We start from the raw sequence: 24,518 nt of genomic DNA, 5'->3' as shown, positions 1-24,518 counted from the left end.
CAGCAGGCGCGGGAGTCAGCTCCTGGCCTCCACATCCAACCGGGTGGTCCCGGAGGCGTCCTTGAGCAGGACGTCCAACAGGGTCACCGCGGCGGCCTTGTCCAGCGGATTGTTCTTGTTTCCGCATTTGGGGGACTGTACGCAGGACGGGCAGCCGGAGTCGCACTCACAGGCTTTGATGGCGTCCCTGGTGGCTGCTAGCCACACCTTGGCCTTGTCGAAACCCCGTTCGGCAAACCCGGCACCGCCGGGGTGCCCGTCATACACAAAGATGGTGGGCACCCCGGTGTCCGCGTGCAGCGCCGTGGAAACCCCGCCGATGTCCCAGCGGTCGCTGGAGGCGACGAGGGGGAGCAGCCCGATCGCCGCGTGCTCCGCGGCATGGAGTGCACCGGGGAACTGGGCTTCGATGAGACCAGCTTCCGTGAGGGAACGGTTGTCCACCACGAACCACACTGCCTTGGTGAAGAGTTCGCGGGCACCCAGCTCAAGCGGTTCCTCACCCAAAACCTCATTGGAAATCAAGGCCTTGCGCTGGAAGGAGACAACCTGAGTGGTGACCTTCACGTCACCGAAGTGGACGGTCACATCGCCCCACAACATGGTCCGCACGGTATCCAGGACCTCGATCTGGGTCACGTCCCTTGCCGTGGTGTAGTAGTCGGGGTTTGCCCGTCGCACCATGACGCAATGGTCGTCCTCGTTCAGGTCCTCCACTACATACGTATCGCCCTGGTGGACGTACACCGCGCCCGTATGTGCCTGGTAATGGGTCTGGGGCGAGTCCATCGTGCCCAGCAGGGAGCCGGTCTCGGCGTCGACGATGCTGACCGGGCCTCCGCCGTCGGCCCGGAGATTGACCATGCCCGCAGCGCTCTGCGAGTGTGTCCAGAACCAGCCGGCAGGCCGACGCCGCAGGTAACCCTGGGCCACCAGCCGGTCGAGGACCATCTCGGCGGTCCCGCCGAAAAGGTCCAGCTCTGCCGGTCCCAAGGGGAGTTCCGCCGCCGCGGCGCAGAGGTGTGGTCCGAGCACGTAGGGGTTGGACGGGTCAAAGACAGTGGCCTCCACCGAGACGTCGAAGATCGCCTCAGGGTGGTTCACCAAGAAGGTGTCCAGCGGATCATCACTGGCCACAAACGCGGCGATGGCATCCTGGCCTGCCCTGCCGGCGCGGCCAATCTGCTGGAACAGGGAGGCCCGGGTGCCGGGCCAGCCTGCCACCAGGACTGCATCAAGACCGGAAATGTCGATTCCCAGCTCCAAGGCGGATGTGCTGGAGACGCCCAGCAGCTGGCCGGAACGCAGGGATTTCTCCACTGCCCGGCGTTCCTCAGGCAGGTATCCCGAGCGGTAGGCGGCCACCCGCTGCGGCAGGCTGGGATCCACCTCGTCAAGGAGCCGCTTGGTGATGGCTGAAATGGTTTCGGCACCCCGGCGGGACTTGATGAAGGCGATGGTACGGATCCGGGCGGACACCAGGTTGGCCAGCAGGTCCGAGGTCTCGGCCACGGCCGTCCGGCGCTCCTTGGCTCCATTTTCACCCCGGACCTCGGTCAGCGCCGGTTCCCAAAGCGCCACGGTGGTGGCCCCATGGGGTGAGCAGTCCTGGGATACGGCCTTTACCGGGGCACCAATGAGGCGTGCGAAGGAGACATCAGGCTCGGAGGCCGTGGCTGATGCCGCAATGAATACTGGTTCCGGGAAGGAGGTTCCTGCCCCGTAGTACGCGCAGATCCGCCGGAGCCGCCGCATCAGGTTGGCAACATGCGATCCGAACACGCCCCGGTAGCTGTGCGCCTCGTCCACGATGACGTAGCGCAGCCGGCGGAAGAACCCGGCCCACCAGGCGTGGTTGGGCAGGATGCCGAAGTGCAGCATGTCCGGGTTGGCCAGGATGAAGTTGGCGTGGTCCCGGATCCAGCGGCGGGCGGCCGGATCGGTATCACCGTCATAGGTTTCCGCCCGTACCGTGGGCAGCTTCAGGGCACGGATGGCGTTCAGCTGGTCGGCGGCCAGCGCCTTGGTAGGGGACAGGTACAGGGTGACAGCAACGTCGTCGTGGATTTTTCCCGGGTCTGCGAGCACCCGCAGTTCGGAGCGGTGGATCGCATCAAGCGCCGGCAACTGGTACGCCAGCGACTTTCCGGACGCGGTACCGGTAGCCACCACCACATGATCTCCGGAGTGTGCCGCATTGGCAGCGTCCACCTGGTGCCGGTACGGCTCGCGGATGCCCAGCGACCCGTACGCCTCCGCAATATCCGGGTGCACCCACTGGGGCCACGGCGCGTGGATTGCCTCCCGCGCCGGTATGGTCCGGACATGACGGAGCTGTTCCGGTTCCGGGCCGCGGCCCAGCAAAGGAATCAGGGAGTCATGGGGGTTCACCCCACCATTCTTTCATCCGGTGCCGCGGGCCGGGCCCACGGTTCGCCAACGGGAAAACAGTAGCGCGCATCTCCGCCAGGCAGGCTCAGCTCAGCGAGAGATCCGATCCGTCGTGCGACGCCGAGAGCATCAGGACCCGCGCAACTGTTGACCAGCCAAGGTGTGAATAGAGCTTCTGCCCGTCCCTGGACGCCAGGAGGAGGCCGCTGCGGACATCCTGTCCGGAAGCCTGGGCTGCCAAGGCGCGCATGATGAGGCTGCCCAGGCCCCTGCGCTGGAACGCCGGCTCGGTAATGATCTTGTCGAACACTGCGGTGTCGCCCACCACGAACACCCGGCCACTGGCCGCCACGGCGTCTCCGGAGCGGACTTCGGCGTAGTGGACGCCATTCTGTTCCGACGTGGACAGCTTCAGATCATCGTCGGAAAGCCAGGGGTCCTCGGTGTCCTGGGTCTCCATGTCCACGATCATCATTGTCTGGGAGTCGGAGGTCACGTTGAGCCCCTGCCGGGCGGCCAGCGCAGCATACCGGGCGGGATCGTTGGTGAGGATGGTCAGTACCCTGGCGGGGGATGCTGCAGTCCTGGCAGCCAGTGCGGCGAACTCGTCATCGGCAGGTTCCGACGCGAAGACTTCCCATTCACCGCTGGTGTCAGACCGGAGCGCGGCAGGGAAGCGGCCCTCGGTGGTGGTCTGGTAGCCGCGACACCCGGCCCAACCCGCAACCCACACCTCAAGCAGGCCAGTGATGTCTTCAACCAGGGTTTCCGGACTCATGGCAAGAAGACTATTCCAGCCCGATCGCCAGCAACAGGGGGTAGGGAAGTGCTTATGCAATCGTGATGAGGCCCATCCCCGGGCCCCTGTGAAGCAGGATCCTGCTGCCACCGCAGCCGGTACCCTTAAAAGCGTGGCTTTGAACAAAATTGTGCTCTTTTACGGCTTCACCCCCATCGCTGATCCGGACGCCGTCCGGCTCTGGCAGCGCGCCCTCTGCGAGAAGCTGGGCCTCACCGGCCGCATCATCATCTCCAAGGATGGCATCAACGCCACCGTCGGCGGGGAAATCGGCGCCGTTAAGCAGTACGTCAAGACCACCCGCGAATACCCCGGGTTCCGCGGAATCGACGTCAAATGGTCCGACGGCGGAGCGGAGGACTTCCCCCGGCTCAGCGTCAAGGTGAGGGACGAGATCGTCTCCTTCGGCGCACCGGGAGAACTCAAGGTTGACGCCGGCGGCGTGGTTGGCGGAGGGAAGCATCTCAAACCCGAAGAACTGCACGAGCTCGTGGACGCCAGGAAGAAGGACGGCGAGGATGTGGTCTTCTTCGACGGCCGCAACGCGTTTGAAGCGCAGATAGGCCGTTTCAAGGACGCGGTGGTTCCGGACGTCGCCACCACCCACGATTTCATCAAGGAACTGGACTCGGGAAAATACGACTCCCTGAAAGACAAGCCGGTGGTGACCTACTGCACCGGGGGCATCCGCTGCGAGGTGCTCTCCAGCCTGATGGTGAACCGCGGCTTTAAAGAGGTGTACCAGCTGGACGGGGGCATCGTCCGGTACGGGGAAGCCTTCAAGGACCAGGGCCTTTGGGAAGGCTCGCTCTATGTCTTCGACAAGCGCATGCACCTGGAGTTCAGCGAGGACGCCAAGACCATCGGCCAGTGCGCACGCTGCTCCGCGCCCACCAGCAAATTCGAGAACTGCTCCAATCCCAGCTGCCGCACCCTCACCCTGTACTGCGAAGAATGCGCGGCCAGCCCCGAGACGCTGCGCTGCCCGGAAGGCTGCACCGCAGCCTGAGCCCGGTACGCCATAAGCCTGCCGGGCCACCCCGGGCATCATCCAAGCCGGTACACACGGAACGCGTAGTTCGCCGCGGTCCTGGCTTCCACCCTGACCGTCAGGACGCTGTCCGTGGACACGTAGATGACGTTTTCGCGGTTGATGCCGCACCGCAGGCCCAGGTCCACCAGGGTGAGGGTCTCGGTGCGCACCGTGAAGGTCACCCGGCGCTGGCTCCTGCAGGCGATGGCCAGGATGTACGTTCCGGTCTTCAGGACCGGTGACGAGATGGTCCGCACCTCCGCCGCGGCAAGCAGCCCGGCATCGGCCTGGACCACGGGCCCGGTGCTGTCCGGAAGAGCCCGCGACACCCAGTCGCCCAGTTCCGCTTCGCTGACCGGGTCCTGCTGCAAAGGGTCCCGGGTGAAGGCCGGCGCCGGGGCAATGGTGGCGGTGCCCTGCACAGTGCCGGCCCGGGCGTCGTCGTACGTATATTCGCAGCCGGCCAGCGCACCTGCCGCAAGCACCAGCCCAAGGGCGACGGCGGCCGGGGGCTTCGGTGCCGGCGGCACCCGTGCTGTCCCTTGGGAAAGGGGCGCGGAGACTCTCCGCACACTGGGCATAGTCAGACTTTATGCCCGCAGCGGGCGGCGGGCCATAGCCGGAACGGGCGTTATTGCGCCCGAACCAGCCGGTAGGCGTAGAGCAGCGGAGCGTCCACGCTGGAGCTGCTGATTTCCACCCGTCCGGCGGCGGGAAGGTTGATCTTGATGGTCTCCTGCCGGCCGTTGCACGCGGCCCCGGCTTCCGCCACGGGCTTGCCGTCCAGCGACACCGCGAAGAAGGCCTTCCCCGCCCCGTCACAGACAGCCGTGAGCGTGTAGCTGCCGGCAGGAACGTTTGCGGCCTCCTGCACAATCCGGTCCCGGTTGAGGATCTTGCCCGAGTCCTGAAGCACAACAGCCGCCGGCGACGACGGCAGGGCAGTTGCACGCCACTTCGGCACATCCGCGTTTTCCACGGAAGACACGGGCGAGCACCCGGCCACGGCCAGGCAGAGCAACGCGGCAAGCACCGTCCCCGGCAGCGTTGTCCCAGGCAGCGGACGGCGGACTGCAGCAGCTGCCGTACGGGCGCGCGGAAGGAAGGCAAGGCGGGAAGGCATGGCTCCACCGTACCCCGCAGGCACTCCGGACTAAACTTGAGCGGTGCCTAGATCCCCTTACGAGTTCACCGCCGGCAACACCCGCGATGCTCCCCGCAGCGACCTTCCCGGCCTGCTGGCGGCGCTCGCCGCAGACCTGCGCCGCCTGGAGTACACGCTGGACGGCGTAGCCGGACTGCTGGGTCCCACGGCCTCCGCGGCACTGAACCGGGACCAGATCATCCCCGCGCTGCTCGCTGCCGAGCGGGCAGTGAAGGACGACAACGGCGTGGCCCCGCTTGCCGCCGTCGTCCGCCTCTGGCTCCTCGCCGAGCCGCAGGAACGGGAAACGCTCGACGCCGCACTGCCGGACACAGGAGTGGAAGGCCTCCTTGAGCTTGGGCTGGTTCAGCCCGTTCCCGGCTCGGGCCTGCTCACCGCCAAGGCCGATCTGCGGCCCTACGGCTGGGACAGGAATGACGACGGCACCGGCGGCGCTGAGCTCTGGGTGGCCAGCGACCTTGCGGCCCACCAGCAAGCGGGAGTGCTGCGGCACGACCACGTCCTGGGCATCGGGCAGGCATCCACCACCCTGGTCCAAACCACTATCCGACGACACACCGAGCGCGCCCTGGACCTGGGAACCGGCTGCGGCATCCAGGCCTTCCACTTGCTGCACCACTGCCAGCATGTGACCGCCACCGATATTTCCGCGCGCGCCCTGGCCTACGCCCGGTTCAACATCCTGCTAAACGCAGAGTCGCTGTCCGTCGACCCCGGCCGCCTCGAAGACCGGGTGAGCCTGCGCCTGGGTTCCCTCCTGGAGCCCGTGGCGGGCGAGGAATTCGGGCTGGTGGTCTCCAACCCGCCATTCGTCATCACCCCGCGCAGTGCCGGTGAGGATGCCGCGGACCAGTTCACCTACCGCGACGGCGGCCTGCCGGGCGACGGCATCGTTTCAGCCCTCGTGGCGGACCTGCCCGGCATCCTGGCGCCCGGCGGGTCGGCCCAGATGCTGGGGAACTGGGAAGTTCCCGCCGGTGCTGGCTGGGACGAGCGGCCAAAGTCGTGGGTACGGCCGGGGACTGATGCGTGGTTCATCCAGCGCGAGCAGGTCAGCCCGGAACAATACGCGGAAACCTGGCTGCAGGATGCGTCGGAGTCCCGGGACCGCCAGCACTACCGCGACGCCTACGCCGCCTACCTTGAAGACTTCGCCTCCCGGGACGTGGCGGGAATCGGATTCGGCATGGTGTGGCTGCGGCGCCCCGCCGCCGGCGCACAGGCCGCCATCAACCGTTTCGAGGAAATCAGCTACCCCATCGAGCAGCCCATCGGACCCCACCTGGGCGCCGCCGTCGAACGCAGCGACTGGCTGGCCGGGCACGACCTTGCCGGCACGCACCTGCTCGTGGCGGACGACGTCACCGAGGAGCGCCACCAGCGCCCCGGCGCCGAACACCCCGGGGTGATCCTGCTCCGGCAGGGCGCCGGGCTGCGCCGCACCAACCTGATGAGCACGGAACTGGCCGGCTTTGTGTCCGCGTGCGACGGCGACCTCACCGCCGGGCAGATCGCCGCTGCTTTGGAGGCCCTCCTGGGAGGAGACGCCGGGTCCTTCCAGGGTTCGCTGCTCGCCGACGTGGCCAACCTGGTCCGCGACGGCTTCCTCATTCCGGCAGCTGTTCCGGCTGAGGTTTAAGGGGCCGATCCGGCGGAGCGCCAAGCCCCTTGGTGCCCCCAACGGAGCCCCGTCTTTTCCAGAGGAATGCGCACGATTCCCCAAAATATGGTGAACTAGGCGGACATGGGCTCATCTGCCCCAGCAACCTTTTTCTGTAGGAGCACCGTGCCAAGCAAGGCCAAAACCGGCAAGAAACTCGTGATTGTGGAGTCTCCGGCCAAGAGCAAGACCATCGCCAAGTACCTCGGCGAGGGCTTCATCGTTGAGGCCTCCATTGGTCACATCCGGGACCTGCCGCAGCCGTCCGAACTCCCTGCCGAGCTGAAGAAGACCTCCGTTGGCAAGTTCGCCGTCGACATTGAGCACGACTTCAAGCCGTACTACGTGGTGTCCCCGGACAAGAAGAAAAAGGTGACTGAGCTCAAGGCTGCGCTCAAGGACGCCGATGAACTTTATCTCGCAACCGATGGGGACCGCGAGGGCGAAGCCATCGCGTGGCACCTGCTGGAAGTACTCAAGCCCAAGGTCCCGGTATACCGGATGACGTTCGGCGAAATCACAAAGGAAGCCATCCAGCGCGCCATGGGCAACCTGCGCGACGTGGACCAGGACCTGGTGGACGCCCAGGAAACCCGCCGCGTCCTGGACCGTCTCTACGGCTACGAAATCTCCCCGGTGCTGTGGCGCAAGGTGGCCCGGGGCCTGTCCGCCGGCCGCGTGCAGTCTGTGGTCACCCGGATGGTGGTGGACCGTGAACGCGAGCGCATGGCCTTCAAGGCAGCCTCCTACTGGGACCTGACCGGCCAGTTCGGTGCCGATTCCGGCTCGTTCAAGGCAAAGCTGGCCGCCGTCGACGCCGCCAAGGTGGCCACCGGCCGCGACTTCAATGACAACGGCGAACTCACGTCGCGGAATGTGGCCCACCTCAATGAGGAACTGGCAACGTCCCTGGCCGCCGGGCTGCAGGATGCGTCGTTCACGGTCCGGTCCGTGGACACCAAGCCGTACACCCGGCGTCCTGCCGCGCCGTTCACCACCTCCACCCTGCAGCAGGAGGCGGGCCGCAAGCTGCGCTTCTCCTCCAAGAGCACCATGCAGATCGCCCAGCGCCTGTATGAAAACGGCTACATCACCTATATGCGTACGGACTCCTCCGCGCTGAGTGACGAAGCCATCACCGCCGCCCGCCGGCAGGCTTCTGAGCTCTACGGCCCCGAATACGTTCCGCAGTCGCCGCGCGTGTACTCGAACAAGGCCGCCAACGCCCAGGAAGCGCACGAAGCGATCCGCCCCGCCGGCGACTCCTTCCGCACGCCAGCCCAGGTGGCCAAGCAGCTTTCCGGCGACGAGTTCCGCCTCTACGAGCTGATCTGGAAGCGCACCGTCGCCTCCCAGATGGGCGATGCCAAGGGTTCGACGGCGACCATCCGCCTGGGTGCCGCGGCTTCGGACGGGCGGGACGCCGAATTCTCCGCTTCCGGTACCGTGATCACGTTCCCCGGCTTCCTCGCCGCCTATGAGGAGGGCAAGGACGAGACGCGCGGCGACGACGACTCCGACGAAGCGCGCCGCCTGCCCAACGTGGCCAGGGGCGACTCCCTCACTGCCGCGGACATCCAGGCCGTGGGCCACGAAACCTCGCCGCCGCCGCGCTACACGGAAGCCTCCCTGACTGCGGAGCTGGAAAAGAAGGGCATCGGCCGCCCCTCCACGTACGCCTCCACCATCTCCACCATCCAGGACCGCGGCTACGTCCGGAAGCAGGGTTCAGCGCTGGTGCCCAGCTGGATCGCGTTCTCGGTCATCCGGCTCCTGGAGCAGCACTTCTCCGACTACGTGGACTACGAATTCACCGCCGACATGGAAGGCGACCTGGACAAGATCGCCAACGGCCAGGAAGCCGGGGCCTCCTGGCTGCGGCACTTCTACTTCGGCGAGGACTCCGACCCCGGCCTGCTGAGCATCGTCAACAACCTCGGCGAGATCGACGCCCGGGAGATCAACTCGATCCCCATCACCGACGACATCACCCTCCGGGTAGGCAAGTTCGGGCCCTACCTGGAAAGCTCGGCCGCAGTGGTGGATCCGGAGACCGGCGAGATCGTCGAATCGGCCCGCGCCAACGTGCCCGAGGACCTGGCCCCGGACGAACTGACGGCAGCCAAGGCCATCGAACTGATGGAGACGGCGGCGCCGGAAGAACGCGTGCTCGGCACCGACCCGCACACGGGGCACACCGTCGTGGCGAAGAACGGCCGCTACGGCGCCTACGTCACCGAGATCATCCCCGAGATGACCGAGGAAGAATTGGCCAGGCAGCCGGTGGAGTACTACAAGAACGGCAAGCCCAAGCCGCCCAAGAAGCCGGTCAAGGCCAAGCCGCGCACCGGATCGCTCTTCAAGTCCATGACCGTCGAGTCGGTCACCCTGGATGAGGCACTGCAGCTTATGAGCCTGCCGCGTGCGCTGGGGGAGGACGCCGAAGGCAACCTCATCACGGTCCAGAACGGCCGGTTCGGCCCGTACCTGAAGAAGGGCACGGACTCCCGCTCCATCGGATCGGAAGAGGAAATCTTCACCATCACCCTGGAACAGGCCCTGGAGATCTACTCCCAGCCCAAGCAGCGCGGCGCCCGTGCTGCTGTGCCGCCGCTGGCCGAGTTTGGCCCGGACCCCGTCTCCGAGAAGAACATCGTGGTCAAGGAAGGCCGGTTCGGGCCCTACATCACCGACGGCATCACCAACATCACGGTTCCCCGCGCCACCTCCCTGGAGGAACTCACACGGGAGCAGGCCGTGGAGTTGCTGGCCGAGAAACGCGCCAAGGGCCCCGTCAAGCGGACCGCTACCCGCAAGGCGCCGGCCAAGAAGAAGGCAACGGCCAAGAAGTAATACGGTGATCGCCGAGTTCGCCGGAACGGTGCATGCTCGCTGGAAAGTACCGGCGAGTCCGCATTGCTCCGGCGATTTCGCGTTAAGGCTGCGGCTCTGTTTGCGCCGGCCACCGGATCGTGATCGGGTAGTCGTATGACTGAACAGCCTGCGCACACGGACCTCCAGCCGCTCAACGACCTCGAAGAGAAGCTCGCAACCGGCGGACAGCCTGACGCGAACCCCGTGGACGTCATCCTGTCGTTCCTGAACAGCGAGGTCTACATCATCAGCTCGGACACGGTGGGCATGGACTCCCAGGTGGAGCCCCTGGTTCTTGCCAACGCCGACGGCGACCCCGTCCTCGCCGTCTTCTCTCACCCGAGCAGGGTGGACCAGCAGTACCTCGAAGCTGCACCCAATGTGCTGGGCACGCAGGGTGCAGCCATCATCGCCAACCTTGGCGATGAACTCGGCATGGTGATCAACCCCGGTGCTGCCTACGGTTTCGAAATCAATCCGGAAGGCGTGGCCAACATCCGGCGCGACTTCAAGCGCGCTGACGAGCAATAATGTCCCCATGCGTCTAGGCGTCCTCGATATTGGTTCCAACACTGTCCATCTGCTCCTGGTGGATGCCCATCCCGGCGCGCAGCCGGTCCCTTTCGCGTCCCATAAGCGGCCGCTGTCCCTGGTGCAGTACCTTGAGCCGGATGGCAGCATCAGTGACGAGGGCCAGCACGAGCTGACCGAGTTCGTGCTGGAAGCGTGGGAATTCGCTGCCCGGCACAAGGCCGAGGACCTGCTGGCTTTCTGTACGTCAGCCATCCGCGAGGCCACCAATGGCCCCGCAGTGCTGGCCCGGGTCAAGCACGAAACCACGGTCACCCTCCAGGAACTGACCGGCAGCGAAGAAGCCTCCATGACGTTCTTCGCGGTGCGGCGCTGGCACGGCTGGGGCGCCGGGCCCATTCTGAACCTGGACATCGGCGGCGGTTCCTTTGAAATGGCTTTCGGCCAGGACGAGCTTCCCGAGGTGGCCACCTCCGTGCCGCTTGGCGCCAGCCGCCTCACCCGGGACTGGCTCGCGGAGGATCCGCCGTCGGCCAAGAGCGTGAAGGAACTCCGGCGCTACATCAGGGCCACGCTCAAGCCCGCCGTCCGCGAATTTGACGGCCTGGGCCGGGCCAACGTGGTGGCCGGAACCTCCAAGACTTTCCGGTCCCTGGCCCGGATCGCCGGTGCCGCCCCCAGCGCGGAGGGCCCGTACGTCAAACGGGAACTGCACGCCTCGGACCTGGGCATCTGGACCCAGCGGATCTCGGCCATGAGCTCGGAGGACCGGCTGCACCTTCCCGGCGTCTCGGAGGCGCGGGCCCACCAGCTCCTGGCCGGCGCGCTGGTAGCCGAGGCCGCCCTTGAGATGTTCAAGTTCAAGAAGCTCCGCATCTGCCCGTGGGCGCTGCGTGAGGGACTGATCCTCCGCCGCCTGGACCAGCTGGTATTTTCCGGTCCGCTGGAGCCCGCACCGCACGTGGCGGCTTCCCGGTCGGTGGAAGCACCCGTTTAGCCGACCAGCAGCGTGTGATTCGTTAAAAGCGGAAGCACCGGGGCGGGCAACAGGAAAATGGGGGAAAACCTGTTGCCTCGCCGCCGGTGCCCTGGCAGGCATCCCCATGCCTGCCGCATCACTCGCACCCTCAATGAGGTAATAACTACGTTAGGACCCCAAGTTGTGTGCTGCCTGCGCCCAGCATGGGAGTTGCCTGTGAATGCGTGCGAACTGCAATGATGGAGGCATGAGCAACCGAATCGCATTCCTTGGCTGTGGATCCATGAACGAGGCCATTCTTGGCGGCCTGCTGGAGGCCGGAACAGATCCGGCGGATGTGGTGGCAACGGTCCGCCGGGCCGGCCGGGCCTCGGAACTGGCCGCGCGGTACCACGGGATCACGGCGATTGCCGGTGAGGAAGAGCCTGACAACAACAGGCAGGCCACCAAGGGAGCCGCCGTCGTAATCCTCGGCGTGAAACCTGTGGGCATCACGGACCTGGCCCGGGAAATCAGCCCCGCCCTTACGCCCGACACTGTGGTGGTCAGCGTGGCCGCCGCCGTCTCCATCGCCCAGCTGGAGGCAGCCCTGCCGCCCGGGCAGCCGGTGATCAGGACCATGCCCAACACGCCGGCAAAACTCGGCCGCGGCGTCGTGTCCGTCTCGCCCGGAACCCACTGCACCCCTGGGCAGCTGCAGAAGGTCAAGGAGATCCTGAAGGGGGCCGGGACTGTTGTGGAGGTCCCTGAGGAGCAGGTGGACGCGCTCTCCGCGATCAGCGGGTCCGGCCCGGCCTATGCGTTCTACCTGGCCGAGGCCATGGCGTCGGCAGGGGAGGAGCTGGGCCTGGACCGCGAGCTGTCCCTGTTGCTGGCCCGTGAAACGGTGGCCGGTGCCGGTCTCATGCTCGCCGAGCCGGGGGCAGACCCCACTGCGCTGCGCCGGGCCGTGACCAGCCCCAACGGAACCACCGAACGCGCCATCGCCACCTTCGACGAACAGGGCATCCCCGCCATCATTGCCGCCGGGGCCCGCGCCGCAGCCAACCGGGCAGCAGAGATCACCAAACAGCTCGGCTAAGGGCGCGCGGCGAACCGTTCCAGCAGGTCCACGTGGCCGGAGACGATCAGCATGTCCCGGGAGGACACCTTGGTCTCCGGGCGGGCGTAGGTGAAGTCCTCGCCCGGGGACTTCACACCCACAATGGTCACGCCGTATTTGGACCGGACCTTTGACTCGTCCAGGGTGAACCCCACCGTTTCGCGCGGCGGGTACATCTTCACGATGGCGAAGTCGTCGTCGAACTCGATGAAGTCCAGCATGCGCCCGGACACCAGGTGCGCGGCGCGGACACCGGCGTCGGCTTCCGGGTAGATCACGTGGTTGGCGCCGATCCGGGTCAGGATCTTGCCGTGGGACGGGGTGATGGCCTTGACCCAAAGGTGCTCGATGCCGAGGTCCACCAGGTTGACGGTGATCAGCACCGAGGACTCGATGGAGGTGCCGACGCCTACCACGGCGGAGCTGAACTCCTGGGCACCGAGTTGGCGCAGCGCATCGATGTTGGTGGCGTCAGCCTCCACCACGTGGGTCAGGAGGGGCGCCCATTTCTGCACCAGGTTCCGGTCCCGCTCAATGGCCAGGACTTCCCGGCCCTGCTTCACCAGCTGCTCTGCCGTGGATGATCCGAAGCGGCCCAGCCCGATGACCAGTACCGGGGCGTTGTGGGCGGGGCGCCGGGCGGCGTCTGTGGAACTAGCCAATGATCGGCCTCTCTTCGGGGTAGTGGTACAACTGGCTGCGCTGGCGCAGGGCCAGGGCAGCGGCGAGGGTAACGGTACCCACGCGGCCGGCGAACATCAGCGCGGTGAGGACGTAAACGCCGGCTGGCGGCACCTCGGCGCTCAGGTTGGTGCTGAGTCCCACCGTGGCGAACGCGGAGATGGTTTCGAACAGTACGCGGTCAAGCGACTGGCCGCTGATATGCAGCAGCAGGAAGGCCGACACGGACACCAGGGTGGCGCCGGCCACGATCACGGAGATGGCCACCCGCATGCTGCCCTGGGGGATGGTCCTGCCGTAGACCTTAACGTCGGCGTCGCCACGGGCTTCGGCGACGATGGCCAGGAACATTACGGCGATGGTGGTTACCTTGATGCCGCCGGCCGTGGATGCGGAGCCCCCGCCGGCAAACATCAGGGCGTCGGTCAGCAGCATGGTGGTGGAATCCATCAGGTTCTGGTCCACCAGGTTGAACCCGCCGGAACGCGTCATCACCGACGCGAAAAGCGCGTGCGTAATCTTGTCGCCCATGCTCATGGAGCCGATGGTCCTTGGGTTGTCCCACTCCATCAGCGCCCAGAGGAAGGCGCCCGCAGCCAGGAGGATCAGGGAAACCTGGATGGTGAGCTTGGTGTGGAGGTTCCACTTCTTCCAGTTCAGGCCGTTCTGCTGCAGGACCATCACCACGGGGAACCCCAGGCTGCCCATGAAGACGCCCACCATGAGGGGGATGAGGATCCAGAGGTCCGTCTCGTAGGGGACAATGCCGTCCGAGTGGGGCGTGAAACCGGCATTGTTGAAGGACGAGATGCCGTAGAAGACGCCGTGCCAGACCGACTGCCAGAACGGCTCACCGAGGGTCAGGAACCGGGGAATCAATGCCAGCGCCAGGACACCCTCGATGACCACGGACGTGGTGATGACGATCCGCAGCAGGGTGCCGACCTCGCCCAGGCGGCCGGCGTTGTTCATGGACTCCGCTGCGATGATCTTGCCCCGGACACCCAGCCGCTTGCTCACCATCAATGCCAGCAACGACGCCAGGGTCAGGGTGCCCAGGCCGCCGATGAAGATGCCCACCAGGATCACCAGTTGGCCAAAGAAGGACCAGTGGACCGCCGTCGACACCACCGTGAGTCCCGTAACGCACACCGCTGAGACCGCCGTGAAGAGCGCCTGGTGGATGGGCGTGGGGGTTCCGTCAGCTGAGGAGACCGGCAGGGACAGCAGGAACGTGAATACCGTGCAGACGGCGGCGAACGCCGTCAGCGCCAGCCGGGCGGGGGTGGTGTTGGCGATATCGTCAATGAAGTCCCGCAGCCGCGTGAGGACCCAGAGGCCCTCCCGTTCCTGGGCCGGGGGGTGCCAGGCGGCCGGTGTCCGGGGCCTCGACTGGCTCTGCGTCATGTGTGGCTTTTCCTCGGTTGAAACGGCTTCCCCCAGTAGTAAACCACTAAAGCCCGCGTCATGGCCGGTGGGCGGCAGCGCGGGCTCGGGTAGCCTGTGATTGATGACATACCTGCCCGGCCTCAGCCAGCCCGCGCCGCCAACGATGGTGGCGTGGAGTCCTGACATGACAGCCTACAACTTTGGTCCGGGCCATCCCATGGCGCCGGAACGGATGGACCTCACGGCCCGCCTGGCCCGCAGCCTGGGGCTCTTCGACCTGGACCATGTTGATGTTGCAGCTCCGGACGTGGCCTCTGACGCTGAGCTGCAGTCCGTCCACTCGCCGGATTACGTCGCGGCGGTCCGCCGGGTCAGTGCTGACCCCTCCCAACCGGACGAGTCCCGGGGGCTGGGTACTGAGGATGATCCCGCGTTTGCCGGCATGCATGAGGCCGCGGCGCGCCTGGCCGGGGGATCCCTGCTGGCGGCAACCCGGGTGCTGGAGGGATCGGCCGTCCATGCCGTCAACTTCGGCGGCGGGATGCACCACGCGGCCAGGGGCCGCGCCAGCGGATTCTGCATCTACAACGACGCCGCCGTCGCGGTGCAGAAGCTGCTCGACGGCGGCCTGCGCAAGGTGGCCTACATCGACGTCGATGCCCATCACGGGGACGGCACCCAGAACATCTTCTGGGACGATCCCCGCGTCCTCACGCTGTCGCTGCACGAAACCGGGCTGACCCTCTTTCCGGGGACCGGGTTCGCCAACGAGATCGGCGGCCCCGCAGCCGAAGGCACTGCGGTGAACGTGGCCCTGCCCGCAGGTACCGGGGACGCCGGCTGGCTGCGCGCCTTCTACGCCGTGGTGCCGCAACTGGTGGGTGCCTTCGAGCCCGAGGTCATCGTGAGCCAGCATGGCTGCGACTCGCACCGGAGTGATCCTTTGACGCACCTCAATCTCAGCGTGGACGGACAGCGCGAGGCCGCGAACGCCGTCGGGCATCTGGCCGAACGCTACTGCGGCGGACGGTGGATCGCCACCGGCGGCGGGGGCTACAACGTGCTGGACGTGGTGCCGCGGGCCTGGACCCACCTGGTGGCCATTGCGGCCGGACGGCCCGTGCCGCTGCGAACGCCCGTGCCCGGGGACTGGCGGCAGTACGTCGCGGAGAAGTTCGGCAGGGATGCTCCGGCCCTGATGGGGGACGATGTAGAGCTGTGGTGGCGGTCCTGGGAAGTGGGCTTCGACCCCAACGACGCCGTGGACCGCAGTGTCATGGCAACCCGCAAGGCGGTGTTCCCGCTGCACGGGCTGGACCCCTGGTTCGACTAGGTTTCCGGGCGGCCGAAATAGTTGATGCCTTTCGAGGCATATGTCGCTAGGGTGGGAGGCATGGTGACAGACGACGTATTTGCCGTCATAGCGGAATCCACCCGGCGGGACATCCTGGTGGCCCTTAGGGCAGGAGACAAGGCCGTGGGGGAGTTGGTGGAGGAACTGGCTGCCAGTCAGCCCACTATTTCCAAGCACCTTAAAGTCCTCCGTGAGGCACAGCTGGTCAGCATGCGCGCGCAGGGCCAGAAGCGGTACTACGCCTTGAACCGGGGGCCGCTGGAGGGGATCGCCAGCTGGCTGGAGACGTTCGACGTCGGCCCTGGCGCCAAAGCCGCCGTGTCACCGGCCGGCCATGATGTGACGGTCCCGGAGCAGGCGGTCCCCGCCCCGGCAGTCGCCGCCCACCTTAGGGAAGCAGTCGCAGCCGCGGCCCCCTCGTTGCCGCACCCGGCCGGCCCGTCCGCCGCGGAAAGGCCCGCGGCGCCGCGGCCGGCCCGGGAGGAAGTCCCGGCGCCCGTCCTGGTGCGGGAGGGCGCCGAGCTGAGTCCCGCCGTCGTGATTCCCGGCGGCACGGCCGCCCCACTGACTGACGACAGCGTCCCGCAGCAGATCGGCCGCACGGTGGGCCGCGCCGCCACGAAGGCGGCCGACCTGCTGGCCAACCTCCCCAACCTCCCAAAGTTCGGCCGGAAGAAGTAGCGCTTACTTCGCCAGCAGCCGCACGTGGTCCGGGGCCAGGTCGGAGACCTTGCTGACGCCCAGCAGTGCCATGGTCCGTGCCATGTCCTTCTCGAGGATCTGGAGGGTGCGGTCCACCCCGGCGCGGCCGCCGGCCATCAGCCCGTACAGGTAGACGCGGCCGATCAATGTGAAATCGGCGCCGAGGGCCAGCGCCGCCACGATGTCCGCGCCGCTCATGATCCCGGTGTCCAGCATGATGGCGGCATTGCTGTTGTCTGCGGTGAAGGCCTGCTTGACCTCGGGGAGCAGGTGGAAGGGGATGGGCGCCCGGTCCAGCTGGCGGCCGCCGTGGTTGGACAGGACCACGCCGTCGGCGCCATGGTCAACCACCCGGCGTGCATCCTCCACGGTCTGGATGCCCTTGACCACCAGCTTGCCTTTCCACGTTTCGCGCAGCCAGTCCAGGTCCTCGAAGGTGAGGGTGGGATCGAACATGGAGTTGATGAGGTCCGCCACCGTGCCGGTGTAGCGGGAGAGCGAGGCGAAGGTGAGCGGCTCGTGGGTGAGGAAGTTGAACCACCAGGCCGGCCGGTAGGAGGCGTCCAGGACGGTCTTGAGGGTCAGGGCCGGCGGGATGGTCATACCGTTGCGGACGTCCCGGAGGCGGGCGCCGGCCACAGCTGTGTCGACAGTGACCATGAGGGTGTCGTTGCCGGCCTTGGCAGCGCGCTCGATCAGTTCCAGCGAGCGGTCCCGGTCCGTCCACAGATAGAGCTGGAACCAGTTGCGGCCGTTCGGTGCCGCTGCGGCAACATCCTCGATGGACGCGGTGCCCATGGTGGACAGCGTGTAGGGGATGCCGGCCGCCTCGGCCGCCTGCGACCCCGCGTACTCGCCCTCGGACTGCATCATCCGGGTGAACCCCGTCGGGGCAATACCAACGGGAAGCCGTGCCGGCTTGCCCAGGATCTCCGTGCTGAGATCGATCGCGGAGACGTTGCGCAGGATGCCCGGCCGGAACTCGATGTCCAGGAAGGCCTGGCGGGCGCGGCGGAGGGTGATTTCCTCTTCTGCAGCGCCATCGGTGTAGTCGAACGGTGCCTGCGGAGTGCGCCGCTTGGCGATGTCGCGCAGCTCCCAGATGGTGCTGGCCCGCTTCAGCCGGGCCTCCCTGCTGAACTCCGGCTTCTTGAACTGCATCAGCGGCGCAAGGTCAGAGTATTTGGGAACGCGGCGCTTCAGTGCGGCGGGCAGGGCGGACGACGACGGAGCCCGGGCGGGTGCCGGCGCTGCGGGGATGTCAGTGGTGTCCGGCGCCGGGGTGGTCTCCGGGTTGTTGGGCTGGATGGTGTGGGTCATGGTTCCTCCTATGGTCCAACCACACTCTAGGTGATGTGGTCCAACCACATCAAGTAGCATGGGACCTATGCGCACCCATCAGCTGGTCCTGTCCTGGATCGAGGACCAACTCTCCGCAGGCCGGTTGGCCGTGGGCGGCAGGCTGCCGGCGGAGCGCACCTTGGCCGAGCAGCTCAAGGTTTCCCGCACGTCGGTCCGCGAGGCCATCCGGATCCTTGAGGCAATGGGGGTGCTCCGCGCGGGCGTCGGGTCCGGGCCCGACGCCGGGACGGTAGTGATTTCGGACCCCACCTCCGCACTGGGCTCTGCCCTTCGGCTGCACGTGGCCACCCAGCACCTGCCCGTGGCGGACATCGTCGAAACGCGGGTCCTGCTGGAATCATGGGCTGCGGCGAAGGCACCGCAGGACGCGCCCGAACTCGATGATGCGGCTGTCCTCCTGGAAGCCATGGATGCCCCGGAAGGCCTGCCAGCCAGGGATTTCCTGGCCCTTGACGTCCGGTTCCACCTGGCCCTGGCCAACGCCGCAGGCAACACGGTGGTCAGCGCCATGATGGGGTCGCTCCGGGAAGCCATCCAGGGCTACGCGGCCGAACTGACTGCCAATCTGCCGGACTGGGAAACCACGGCCTCGCGCTTGCGCGCTGAGCACCATGCCATCCTCGCCGCCGTCAGGAGTGGCGAGGGCGGCCGGGCCGCAGAACTGGTGGCGGCCCACATCGAGGGGTTCTACGAAGAGGCCGGGCTGGGCTCCGATGCTGCGGAGCCCGCCCGGCCGTAGTGCGGCGGTGCGTCGGACGCGTGCCGTCAGCGCAACTCGATCTCCAGCGACTGGAAGTCGTCTGCTGAATGGCGGCCCACCAGGATCCGGAAAGTCCCGCGCTCCAGCTGCCACCCGTCGTCGTAATGGCCGAATGACCTGGCGGGGATGCGTACCGCCACGTTGTCCGCACCGCCCGGTGCCAGATGGGTGCCGGAGTAACCTGCCAGCCAGCGAACCGGCCGGTCCACTGCGGAATCGCGCCGCTCCAGGTACACCTGCACCACCTCGCGGCCGGACCGGGTCCCGGTATTCCTCACCGGAACGTGCACCACAACGTCATTGCCCGCCGGGACCGACTGGGGAGCGTGGGCGGTGCCCAGTTCGAACGAGGTGTAGCCCAGGCCGAATCCGAAGGGCAAGGCAGGCGCGGCGCCGCCTTCGGCCTGCTGCTTGAGCCAGGCGCGGTAGCCCACATGGATGCCTTCCGCATACACCAGCTTGCCGTCCACGGGGGTGGTGTCCAGCACGGGTACGTCCGCCAGCGCTGCCGGCCAGGTGGTGGGCAGGCGCCCGCCCGGCTCCTCGGCACCCAGCAGGATGTCGGCGATGGCCCGGCCGAATTCCTGGCCGCCGAACCAGCCCAGCAGGACCGCGCCCACCTTGTCCAGCCAGGGCATCAAGACCGGCGACCCGGAGTTGACCACGACGATGGTCCGCGTGTTCACTGCGGCCACAGCCTCCACCAGCTGGTTCTGCCAGCCGGGCAGATCAAGGTCCTTGCGGTCGAAGCCCTCGGATTCGATGGCCGCGCTGGTTCCCACCACCACAACGGCCACGTCGGCGGCCTTGGCATTTTCCACCGCTGCCTGGATCTCGGCCTGCGGGTCCTCCACCACGGTTTCTTCGCCGAGCAGGATGGCCGTGAAGGGAATGGCCTGCTGCTTGGGCAGTTCGTAGACGGCCTCAATCCTGACCCGCTCCCCCGCAGTGGTTTCCACGGGGTGGACCGTCTTGGGCGGGTCGAAGAGGGCGGCACCGAGTATGTCGGTGTCGTCCTCTATATCGCCGTTGAACACTTCGCCACCCTTGAGTGACAGGCGGATCTTTCCCACTGTGCCCACGCCCAGGTGGTGGATGCCGGCCGTCGGTGCCGTCCAGTCGGTTTCCATGCGGATGGCGGCGGCACCTTCCGGGATTCCGACGCCGAACCAGATCAGGTGCGATGCCAGGCGGTCCTCACCCGAGATGTCCGAGCCGTCCTCCGCCAGGAAGGTCACCCGCATGCCGGGAACGTTGGAGACCGGGTTGTGCAGCGAGGTGCGTGGGAAGGCCTGCAGTCCTTCGGCCACCTTGGCGGCGCGGGCGTAGCTCAGGCTGACGCCCGCCGGCAGCGCATCGCGCAGCCCTTCCAGGGGCGAAACGGTGTATTTGGGCATGACGGTGGCACTGCCGCCGCCCTGCGTCCGGGCCTCCTCGGCGTTGTGTCCGCTGACCGCAATGCCCGCCAGGGCCGACGGATCAAGGGGCAGCAGGCCGTCCCTGTTGCGGACCAGTACGGCACCGCGGACTGCCACTTCACGCGCGACGGCGGCGGCGTTGAGGGGTGCCGGAAGTTCCGTGACGGCCGGGGCGACGCCTTCGAGTGAGCCCACGCGTGCCGCGAGGCGGAGGATCCGGATGACTTTCTCGAGGATGGCGGTCCTGCTGACCCGGCCGTCATTGACAGCTGCCAGAAGCTTGGGGCCCCAGTGGCCTGCCGGGCCGGGCATCTCCAGGTCCTGGTGGGCGTTGGCTGCCTCCACCGAGCGGACGGCAGTCCAGTCCGAAACGACCACACCGTCGAAGCCCCATTCGGTGGCCAGCGGCGTCTTGAGCAGTTCGTTTTCGGTGGCCGTGGTGCCGTTGATGGAGTTGTAGGAGCTCATCACCAGCCAGGCGCGTGCCTCGGTGATGGCGTCCTCGAAGGCGGTCAGGTACAGCTCGCGGAGCGGGCGCTCGTCCACCACGGAATCAGCGGTGAAACGGTCCGTCTCTGCCTCGTTGGCGAGGTAGTGCTTGGGGGTTGCACCCACGCCCATTGACTGGACGCCGGCCACGTAGCCCGCCGCCAGGGTGGCGGTGAGGCGCGGGTCTTCGCTCATGCACTCGAAGTGCCGTCCGCCCAGCGGGGAGCGGTGCAGGTTGATGGTGGGGCCGAGGACGGCGTGGACGCCCTTGCGGCGCGCTTCCTGTCCGAGGACCTGGCCGTAGCGGCGTGCGGTTTCAACGCTCCAGGTCGCGGAGAGCGCGGACGACGACGGCAGCGAGACGGAGTCGTGCCGCTCGTCGAAGTCTTCGCCGCGGACGCCCGAGGGGCCGTCCGAGAGGACGACGCGTGAGAGGCCGATGGAGGGCAGCGCGTGCGTGGCCCACACGTCTGCACCCGTCAGGAGCTGGACCTGCTCTTCGAGGGTGAGGCTTTCGGCAAGTTCCCGGATACGGGCCTCTGCATCGGGCGAACCGGCGGCAGGTGCCGTCACGGCCGGGGAAAGGGTGGGGTTCATTTATTTGACTCCTTTGATGCGGGTAACGAGGACGGCGCCGATGATGCCGACGACCGCCCCGCCGATGAAGAGGGCGGGATATCCGCCGAGGGTGATGACAGGGAACGCCAGTGCGGGGACAAGTGACTGCGGCAGGGCCTGGGCGATGTTGAAGACGCCGAAGGTCTTGGCGTTTTCGCTCTGGCTGCCGGGCAGGAGGTCGGCGATGAGGGCGACGTCCACGGCCCCGAAGCAGCCGAGGCCCAGGCCGGCAATTGCCTGTCCCACCAGGACCTGGTCCGTGGTGCTGCTGTTGGCGATGACCACCAGGCCGGCCATCATGATGATGGCGGACGCGATGACCATGCCTTTGCGCTTGCCGATCCGATCGCTGATCCAGCCGCCGGCGAGGCTGGTGACCACGGTCCCAAGGGAGCTGACCAGCGTGGCCTGGAAGACCAGTGAGGCTACGTCGGTTTCCGCAACGCGAAGATGGTCGGCGAAGAAGTAGGGCAGGTACAGCAGGCCGGCGCAGTAGCCGATGTAAACCAGGAATTTCGTGAACCAGGCCCAGGCCAGCCCGGGGTACGTGCGGGGGTTGAAGTAGAAGGAGCCCGCGATTTCCTTGAGGTTCAGCGGCGCCGGCTTCTCGGTGAGCACCCGGTCCTTGAAGGTGAAGGCGAAGGCGATGGCAAGTGCAGTGCCCACGGCCCCCGGGACCACCGCCATCTGGAAGGCGTTGTCAAAGAGCTGGGCGAAGTAGGCGGCGGCGACAAGACCAATGGGGAGGGTCATCCCGATCAGTCCGGACAGGCGTCCGCGTTCCGCAGGAGATGCCTGGTCCGGAAGGGTGGCCACCAGTGCGGCCAGCGCGGCGTTGAAGCTCAGTTGCGCGAGGATCCAGGCCACCATCACACCTGGTACGTCGGTGGCTGTCCCGAGCAGGACCAGCGAACCCATCCCCACGAGGGAGCCGCCCACAATCCAGGGCTTGCGCATGCCAAAGCGGAAGGTGGTGCGGTCACTCAGCCGCCCGAAGAAGGGGTTGGCCAGCAGCGCGATCAGCGCGCCGACGCCGGCCACCAGGCTGAGTGCCCCGGCCCGGGTCTCCGGGGTGGTAATTTCCGAGACCTTGATGGCCAGCACCACCAAGGCGGGCGCCAGGACGGCCATCCAGAGGCCTGCGCTGGCGATGGGCATGCCGATGACATACGCGCGGGGTGCTTTGGTGGGGGTCCCGGAAGCGGGAACAGATGAAACGGTGATGCTGGAAGAGGTCCCGGGCGCTGTCAGCCCTGCGGAATCCTCGGTATTGGTAGTGACGGCCACGTTGCCTCCTGACAGAAAAACGACCCTCCATTGGGTCCTGCAAATGATGGTACCCGTAAAAACCAAGTGTGACTAGGTTTTTCTTTCGGGGCGTGAAATACACTGTCTTGGTGCCTTCATCAAAGCCGCGCGGCCAGTACGCAAAAGGAGCGGAACGCCGCGAACAGATCATCCAGACAGCAACTGACGTTTTCGCAACGGAAGGCTTCGAGGGGACGGCCCTCAAACGGGTGGCTGAGCTGGTGGGCGTGAAGGAAGCCACCCTTTTCCATTACTTTCGAGGCAAGCAGGAACTGCTGACGGCAGTGCTGGCCGAAAGGGACCGGCGCAGTCTCGCGGCGATGGGGGCGGACCAGGCGGCGTTGGCTCTGATGGTGCGCTCCGCAGAGCGGAATCGCCGGGAACCCGGGCTCACCACCCTGTACGCCGTGGCGTCGGCCACTGCCAACGACCCAGAACATGACTCCCACGGGTACTTCAAGGACCGCTATGCCGAGGTGGTTGAGGTGCTGGCAGCAGATATCGGGCGCCGCCAGTCAGTGGGGGAGGCGCGCTCAGACCTGCCGGCGGCCGACTTGGCGCGGCTGCTGGTGGCGGTTTCTGACGGCCTGCAGCTGCAGTGGCTCTACGACAAGGACGTGGATGTGGCAGACGGACTGCGGGAGTTCATCGATGTGCTCCTGACGCCCCCGCCGGCCTAGGCAGTGTCAGCCGTGCACTGTGCTGCGCGGCGCCTTGGCCGGCCCTGTGCTGGCCCGGACTTCCAGCCGCGGCTGGTAGCGGCTGCCGGGGGTTTCGTTCTCTTCTTTGCGGATCAATGCCCGGAGCTGGTGCCAGGCCTGCTCGCCCAGTTCCGTGATGGGGACCGCGGCCGTGGTGAGGGCCGGCGTCGTATACCTGGCAAAGGGGATGTCGTCGAAGCCGGTCACGGAAATGTCCCCGGGTATATCCAGGCCGCGCTCATGCAGGCCGCTCATGAGGCCCATGGCCACCAGGTCGTTGAAGGCCAGAATCCCCGTGGCACCGCTCTGCAGGACGGCATCCACCGCTTCGTGCCCGGTGTCGAAGTCTGAGCCGCCTTCCAGCATGGTCACCTCCACCTCGGGGTGGGCGGCCCTGAACGTCTCCAGGCCCTTGAGCCGCATCTCATTGGAGGCGCTGCGGGGCGGCCCCGCAAGGAAGGCAAGGCGGGTGTGGCCCAGTTCCACCAGGTGCCCCGCGATGTCCTGGACGCCCTGGCCGTAGTCCACCACCAGGCCGGGCACGTTCGGCGCGTTGGTGGTGCGGTTGATCAGCACCAGCGGGTGCAGGGAGGGTGCAATCTCCTCCAGTTCCGCGTCCGACATGCGGGGGGCGCACAGGACCAGCCCGTCGCACCGCCGGCGCGCCTCGCCCGCAAGGATGGACTCCTCGCTGGACACTTCGAATGAATCCGCGATGAGCACGCGGTAACCGTCCTGGGCGGCAGCCCTGCTCAAGCCGCGGAGGATCGCCTGGAAGGTGGGGTTGGCCAGGTCCGGCACCACAATGCCAATCGTGTCCGTCTTGCCGAGGGCCAGGCTGCGGCCCACGGGGTTGGGCTGGTACTTCAGCTCCGCTGCGGCTGCGCGGACCCTGGCGGCAATGTCCGGGTCCACGGTGAAGTTTCCGTTCATGACACGCGAAACGGTGGCATGGGAAACTCCCGCCTTCACGGCGACATCCGCGATGCCGATCCGGCCGCTTGCCGATTTCCTGGCCATAGGGAACCCTTCTTTTGCGCCGTCCGCCGGCGCCGCCGGGGATCCTTGGTGTTCCGGCGGCCCGGCCAGGACGGCAGGTGCTTTGAAAGACAGCATATACGGCAGCAGGAAAGCGATTTCTATGCTTTTCCCGGCCGTTTTCCCAGCCGGTCGGCAAAGGTCCGGGCAGCAGCCTCAGAAAA

The 24,518-nt window shown here is 66.8% G+C and carries 20 protein-coding genes; 10 read left to right on the top strand and 10 right to left on the bottom strand.

The features are described 5' to 3' along the window. Positions 1-15: 15 nt before the first annotated feature. Both ACR65K_RS18855 and ACR65K_RS18850 read right to left on the bottom strand, forming a co-directional pair. On the bottom strand, positions 16-2,391 hold the full coding sequence (locus ACR65K_RS18855) for a DEAD/DEAH box helicase (RefSeq protein WP_440154508.1): 2,376 nt from the start codon (positions 2,389-2,391) through the stop codon (positions 16-18). A gap of 85 nt (positions 2,392-2,476) precedes the next feature. After that, on the bottom strand, positions 2,477-3,169 hold the full coding sequence (locus ACR65K_RS18850) for a GNAT family N-acetyltransferase (RefSeq protein WP_440154507.1): 693 nt from the start codon (positions 3,167-3,169) through the stop codon (positions 2,477-2,479). Positions 3,170-3,302: 133 nt separating this feature from the next. Here ACR65K_RS18850 and trhO point away from each other — a divergent pair, with 133 nt between their 5' ends. Next, the gene (trhO, locus tag ACR65K_RS18845) at positions 3,303-4,199 is read left to right on the top strand and encodes an oxygen-dependent tRNA uridine(34) hydroxylase TrhO (RefSeq protein WP_440154506.1); all 897 of its coding nucleotides are present in this window, start codon (positions 3,303-3,305) and stop codon (positions 4,197-4,199) included. 38 nt (positions 4,200-4,237) lie between these two features. On the opposite strand, the gene ACR65K_RS18840 is transcribed toward trhO, so the two are convergent. Both ACR65K_RS18840 and ACR65K_RS18835 read right to left on the bottom strand, forming a co-directional pair. After that, positions 4,238-4,753 (bottom strand): DUF6023 family protein, encoded by a 516-nt coding sequence (locus tag ACR65K_RS18840; protein ID WP_440154505.1) that lies wholly within the window; start codon positions 4,751-4,753, stop codon positions 4,238-4,240. Between the two features lie 101 nt (positions 4,754-4,854). Next, positions 4,855-5,346 (bottom strand): DUF6023 family protein, encoded by a 492-nt coding sequence (locus ACR65K_RS18835; RefSeq protein WP_440154504.1) that lies wholly within the window; start codon positions 5,344-5,346, stop codon positions 4,855-4,857. A 43-nt stretch (positions 5,347-5,389) separates the two neighbouring features. On the opposite strand from ACR65K_RS18835, the gene ACR65K_RS18830 reads away from it, so the two are divergent. From ACR65K_RS18830 to proC, 5 genes are all read left to right on the top strand, one after another. Beyond that, a complete protein-coding gene (locus ACR65K_RS18830; protein WP_440154503.1) occupies positions 5,390-7,027 on the top strand; it encodes a DUF7059 domain-containing protein in 1,638 nt (545 codons plus the stop codon). 147 nt (positions 7,028-7,174) lie between these two features. Beyond that, the gene (gene topA, locus ACR65K_RS18825; protein WP_440154502.1) at positions 7,175-9,901 is read left to right on the top strand and encodes a type I DNA topoisomerase; all 2,727 of its coding nucleotides are present in this window, start codon (positions 7,175-7,177) and stop codon (positions 9,899-9,901) included. A gap of 135 nt (positions 9,902-10,036) precedes the next feature. Beyond that, positions 10,037-10,453, top strand: coding sequence for an SseB family protein (locus ACR65K_RS18820; protein ID WP_440154501.1), 417 nt, complete (start codon positions 10,037-10,039; stop codon positions 10,451-10,453). 7 nt (positions 10,454-10,460) lie between these two features. Then, positions 10,461-11,450, top strand: coding sequence for a Ppx/GppA phosphatase family protein (locus ACR65K_RS18815; RefSeq protein ID WP_440154500.1), 990 nt, complete (start codon positions 10,461-10,463; stop codon positions 11,448-11,450). A 229-nt stretch (positions 11,451-11,679) separates the two neighbouring features. Next, positions 11,680-12,513, top strand: coding sequence for a pyrroline-5-carboxylate reductase (gene proC, locus ACR65K_RS18810; protein WP_056328629.1), 834 nt, complete (start codon positions 11,680-11,682; stop codon positions 12,511-12,513). Here proC and ACR65K_RS18805 read toward each other — a convergent pair. Together ACR65K_RS18805 and ACR65K_RS18800 are read right to left on the bottom strand one after the other, a co-directional pair. Next, a complete protein-coding gene (locus ACR65K_RS18805; RefSeq protein WP_056328631.1) occupies positions 12,510-13,196 on the bottom strand; it encodes a potassium channel family protein in 687 nt (228 codons plus the stop codon). The genes proC and ACR65K_RS18805 overlap by 4 nt on opposite strands. Beyond that, complete coding sequence (locus ACR65K_RS18800; protein WP_056328634.1) at positions 13,189-14,622, bottom strand: TrkH family potassium uptake protein; 1,434 nt, start codon at positions 14,620-14,622, stop codon at positions 13,189-13,191. The genes ACR65K_RS18805 and ACR65K_RS18800 overlap by 8 nt, the downstream gene beginning before the upstream one ends. 103 nt (positions 14,623-14,725) lie before the next feature. Between ACR65K_RS18800 and ACR65K_RS18795 the strand changes: the two genes are divergently transcribed. After that, positions 14,726-15,937: an acetoin utilization protein AcuC gene (locus tag ACR65K_RS18795; protein ID WP_056328638.1), complete on the top strand. Its 1,212-nt coding sequence runs from the start codon at positions 14,726-14,728 to the stop codon at positions 15,935-15,937. Positions 15,938-15,997: 60 nt separating this feature from the next. Further along, entirely contained in the window at positions 15,998-16,639 is a 642-nt protein-coding gene (locus tag ACR65K_RS18790) for an ArsR/SmtB family transcription factor (RefSeq protein WP_440154499.1), read from the top strand. A gap of 3 nt (positions 16,640-16,642) precedes the next feature. On the opposite strand, the gene ACR65K_RS18785 is transcribed toward ACR65K_RS18790, so the two are convergent. Next, the gene (locus ACR65K_RS18785; protein ID WP_440154498.1) at positions 16,643-17,980 is read right to left on the bottom strand and encodes an alpha-hydroxy acid oxidase; all 1,338 of its coding nucleotides are present in this window, start codon (positions 17,978-17,980) and stop codon (positions 16,643-16,645) included. Positions 17,981-18,047: 67 nt separating this feature from the next. Here ACR65K_RS18785 and ACR65K_RS18780 point away from each other — a divergent pair, with 67 nt between their 5' ends. Next, positions 18,048-18,761 (top strand): FadR/GntR family transcriptional regulator, encoded by a 714-nt coding sequence (locus ACR65K_RS18780; RefSeq protein ID WP_440154497.1) that lies wholly within the window; start codon positions 18,048-18,050, stop codon positions 18,759-18,761. Between the two features lie 26 nt (positions 18,762-18,787). Here ACR65K_RS18780 and ACR65K_RS18775 read toward each other — a convergent pair whose 3' ends face one another. Together ACR65K_RS18775 and ACR65K_RS18770 are read right to left on the bottom strand one after the other, a co-directional pair. Continuing rightward, the gene (locus tag ACR65K_RS18775; protein ID WP_440154496.1) at positions 18,788-21,286 is read right to left on the bottom strand and encodes a beta-glucosidase; all 2,499 of its coding nucleotides are present in this window, start codon (positions 21,284-21,286) and stop codon (positions 18,788-18,790) included. Continuing rightward, on the bottom strand, positions 21,287-22,594 hold the full coding sequence (locus tag ACR65K_RS18770) for an MFS transporter (protein ID WP_440154495.1): 1,308 nt from the start codon (positions 22,592-22,594) through the stop codon (positions 21,287-21,289). A 110-nt stretch (positions 22,595-22,704) separates the two neighbouring features. Here ACR65K_RS18770 and ACR65K_RS18765 point away from each other — a divergent pair, with 110 nt between their 5' ends. Beyond that, complete coding sequence (locus tag ACR65K_RS18765) at positions 22,705-23,295, top strand: TetR/AcrR family transcriptional regulator (protein ID WP_440154494.1); 591 nt, start codon at positions 22,705-22,707, stop codon at positions 23,293-23,295. Between the two features lie 6 nt (positions 23,296-23,301). Here ACR65K_RS18765 and ACR65K_RS18760 read toward each other — a convergent pair whose 3' ends face one another. Next, positions 23,302-24,336, bottom strand: a complete 1,035-nt coding sequence (locus ACR65K_RS18760) for a LacI family DNA-binding transcriptional regulator (RefSeq protein ID WP_440154493.1) — start codon at positions 24,334-24,336, stop codon at positions 23,302-23,304. Positions 24,337-24,518: the final 182 nt, after the last annotated feature.

This window comes from Arthrobacter sp. SAFR-179 (genome assembly GCF_059414945.1).
This window is presented reverse-complemented; position numbering and strand designations above follow the sequence as displayed.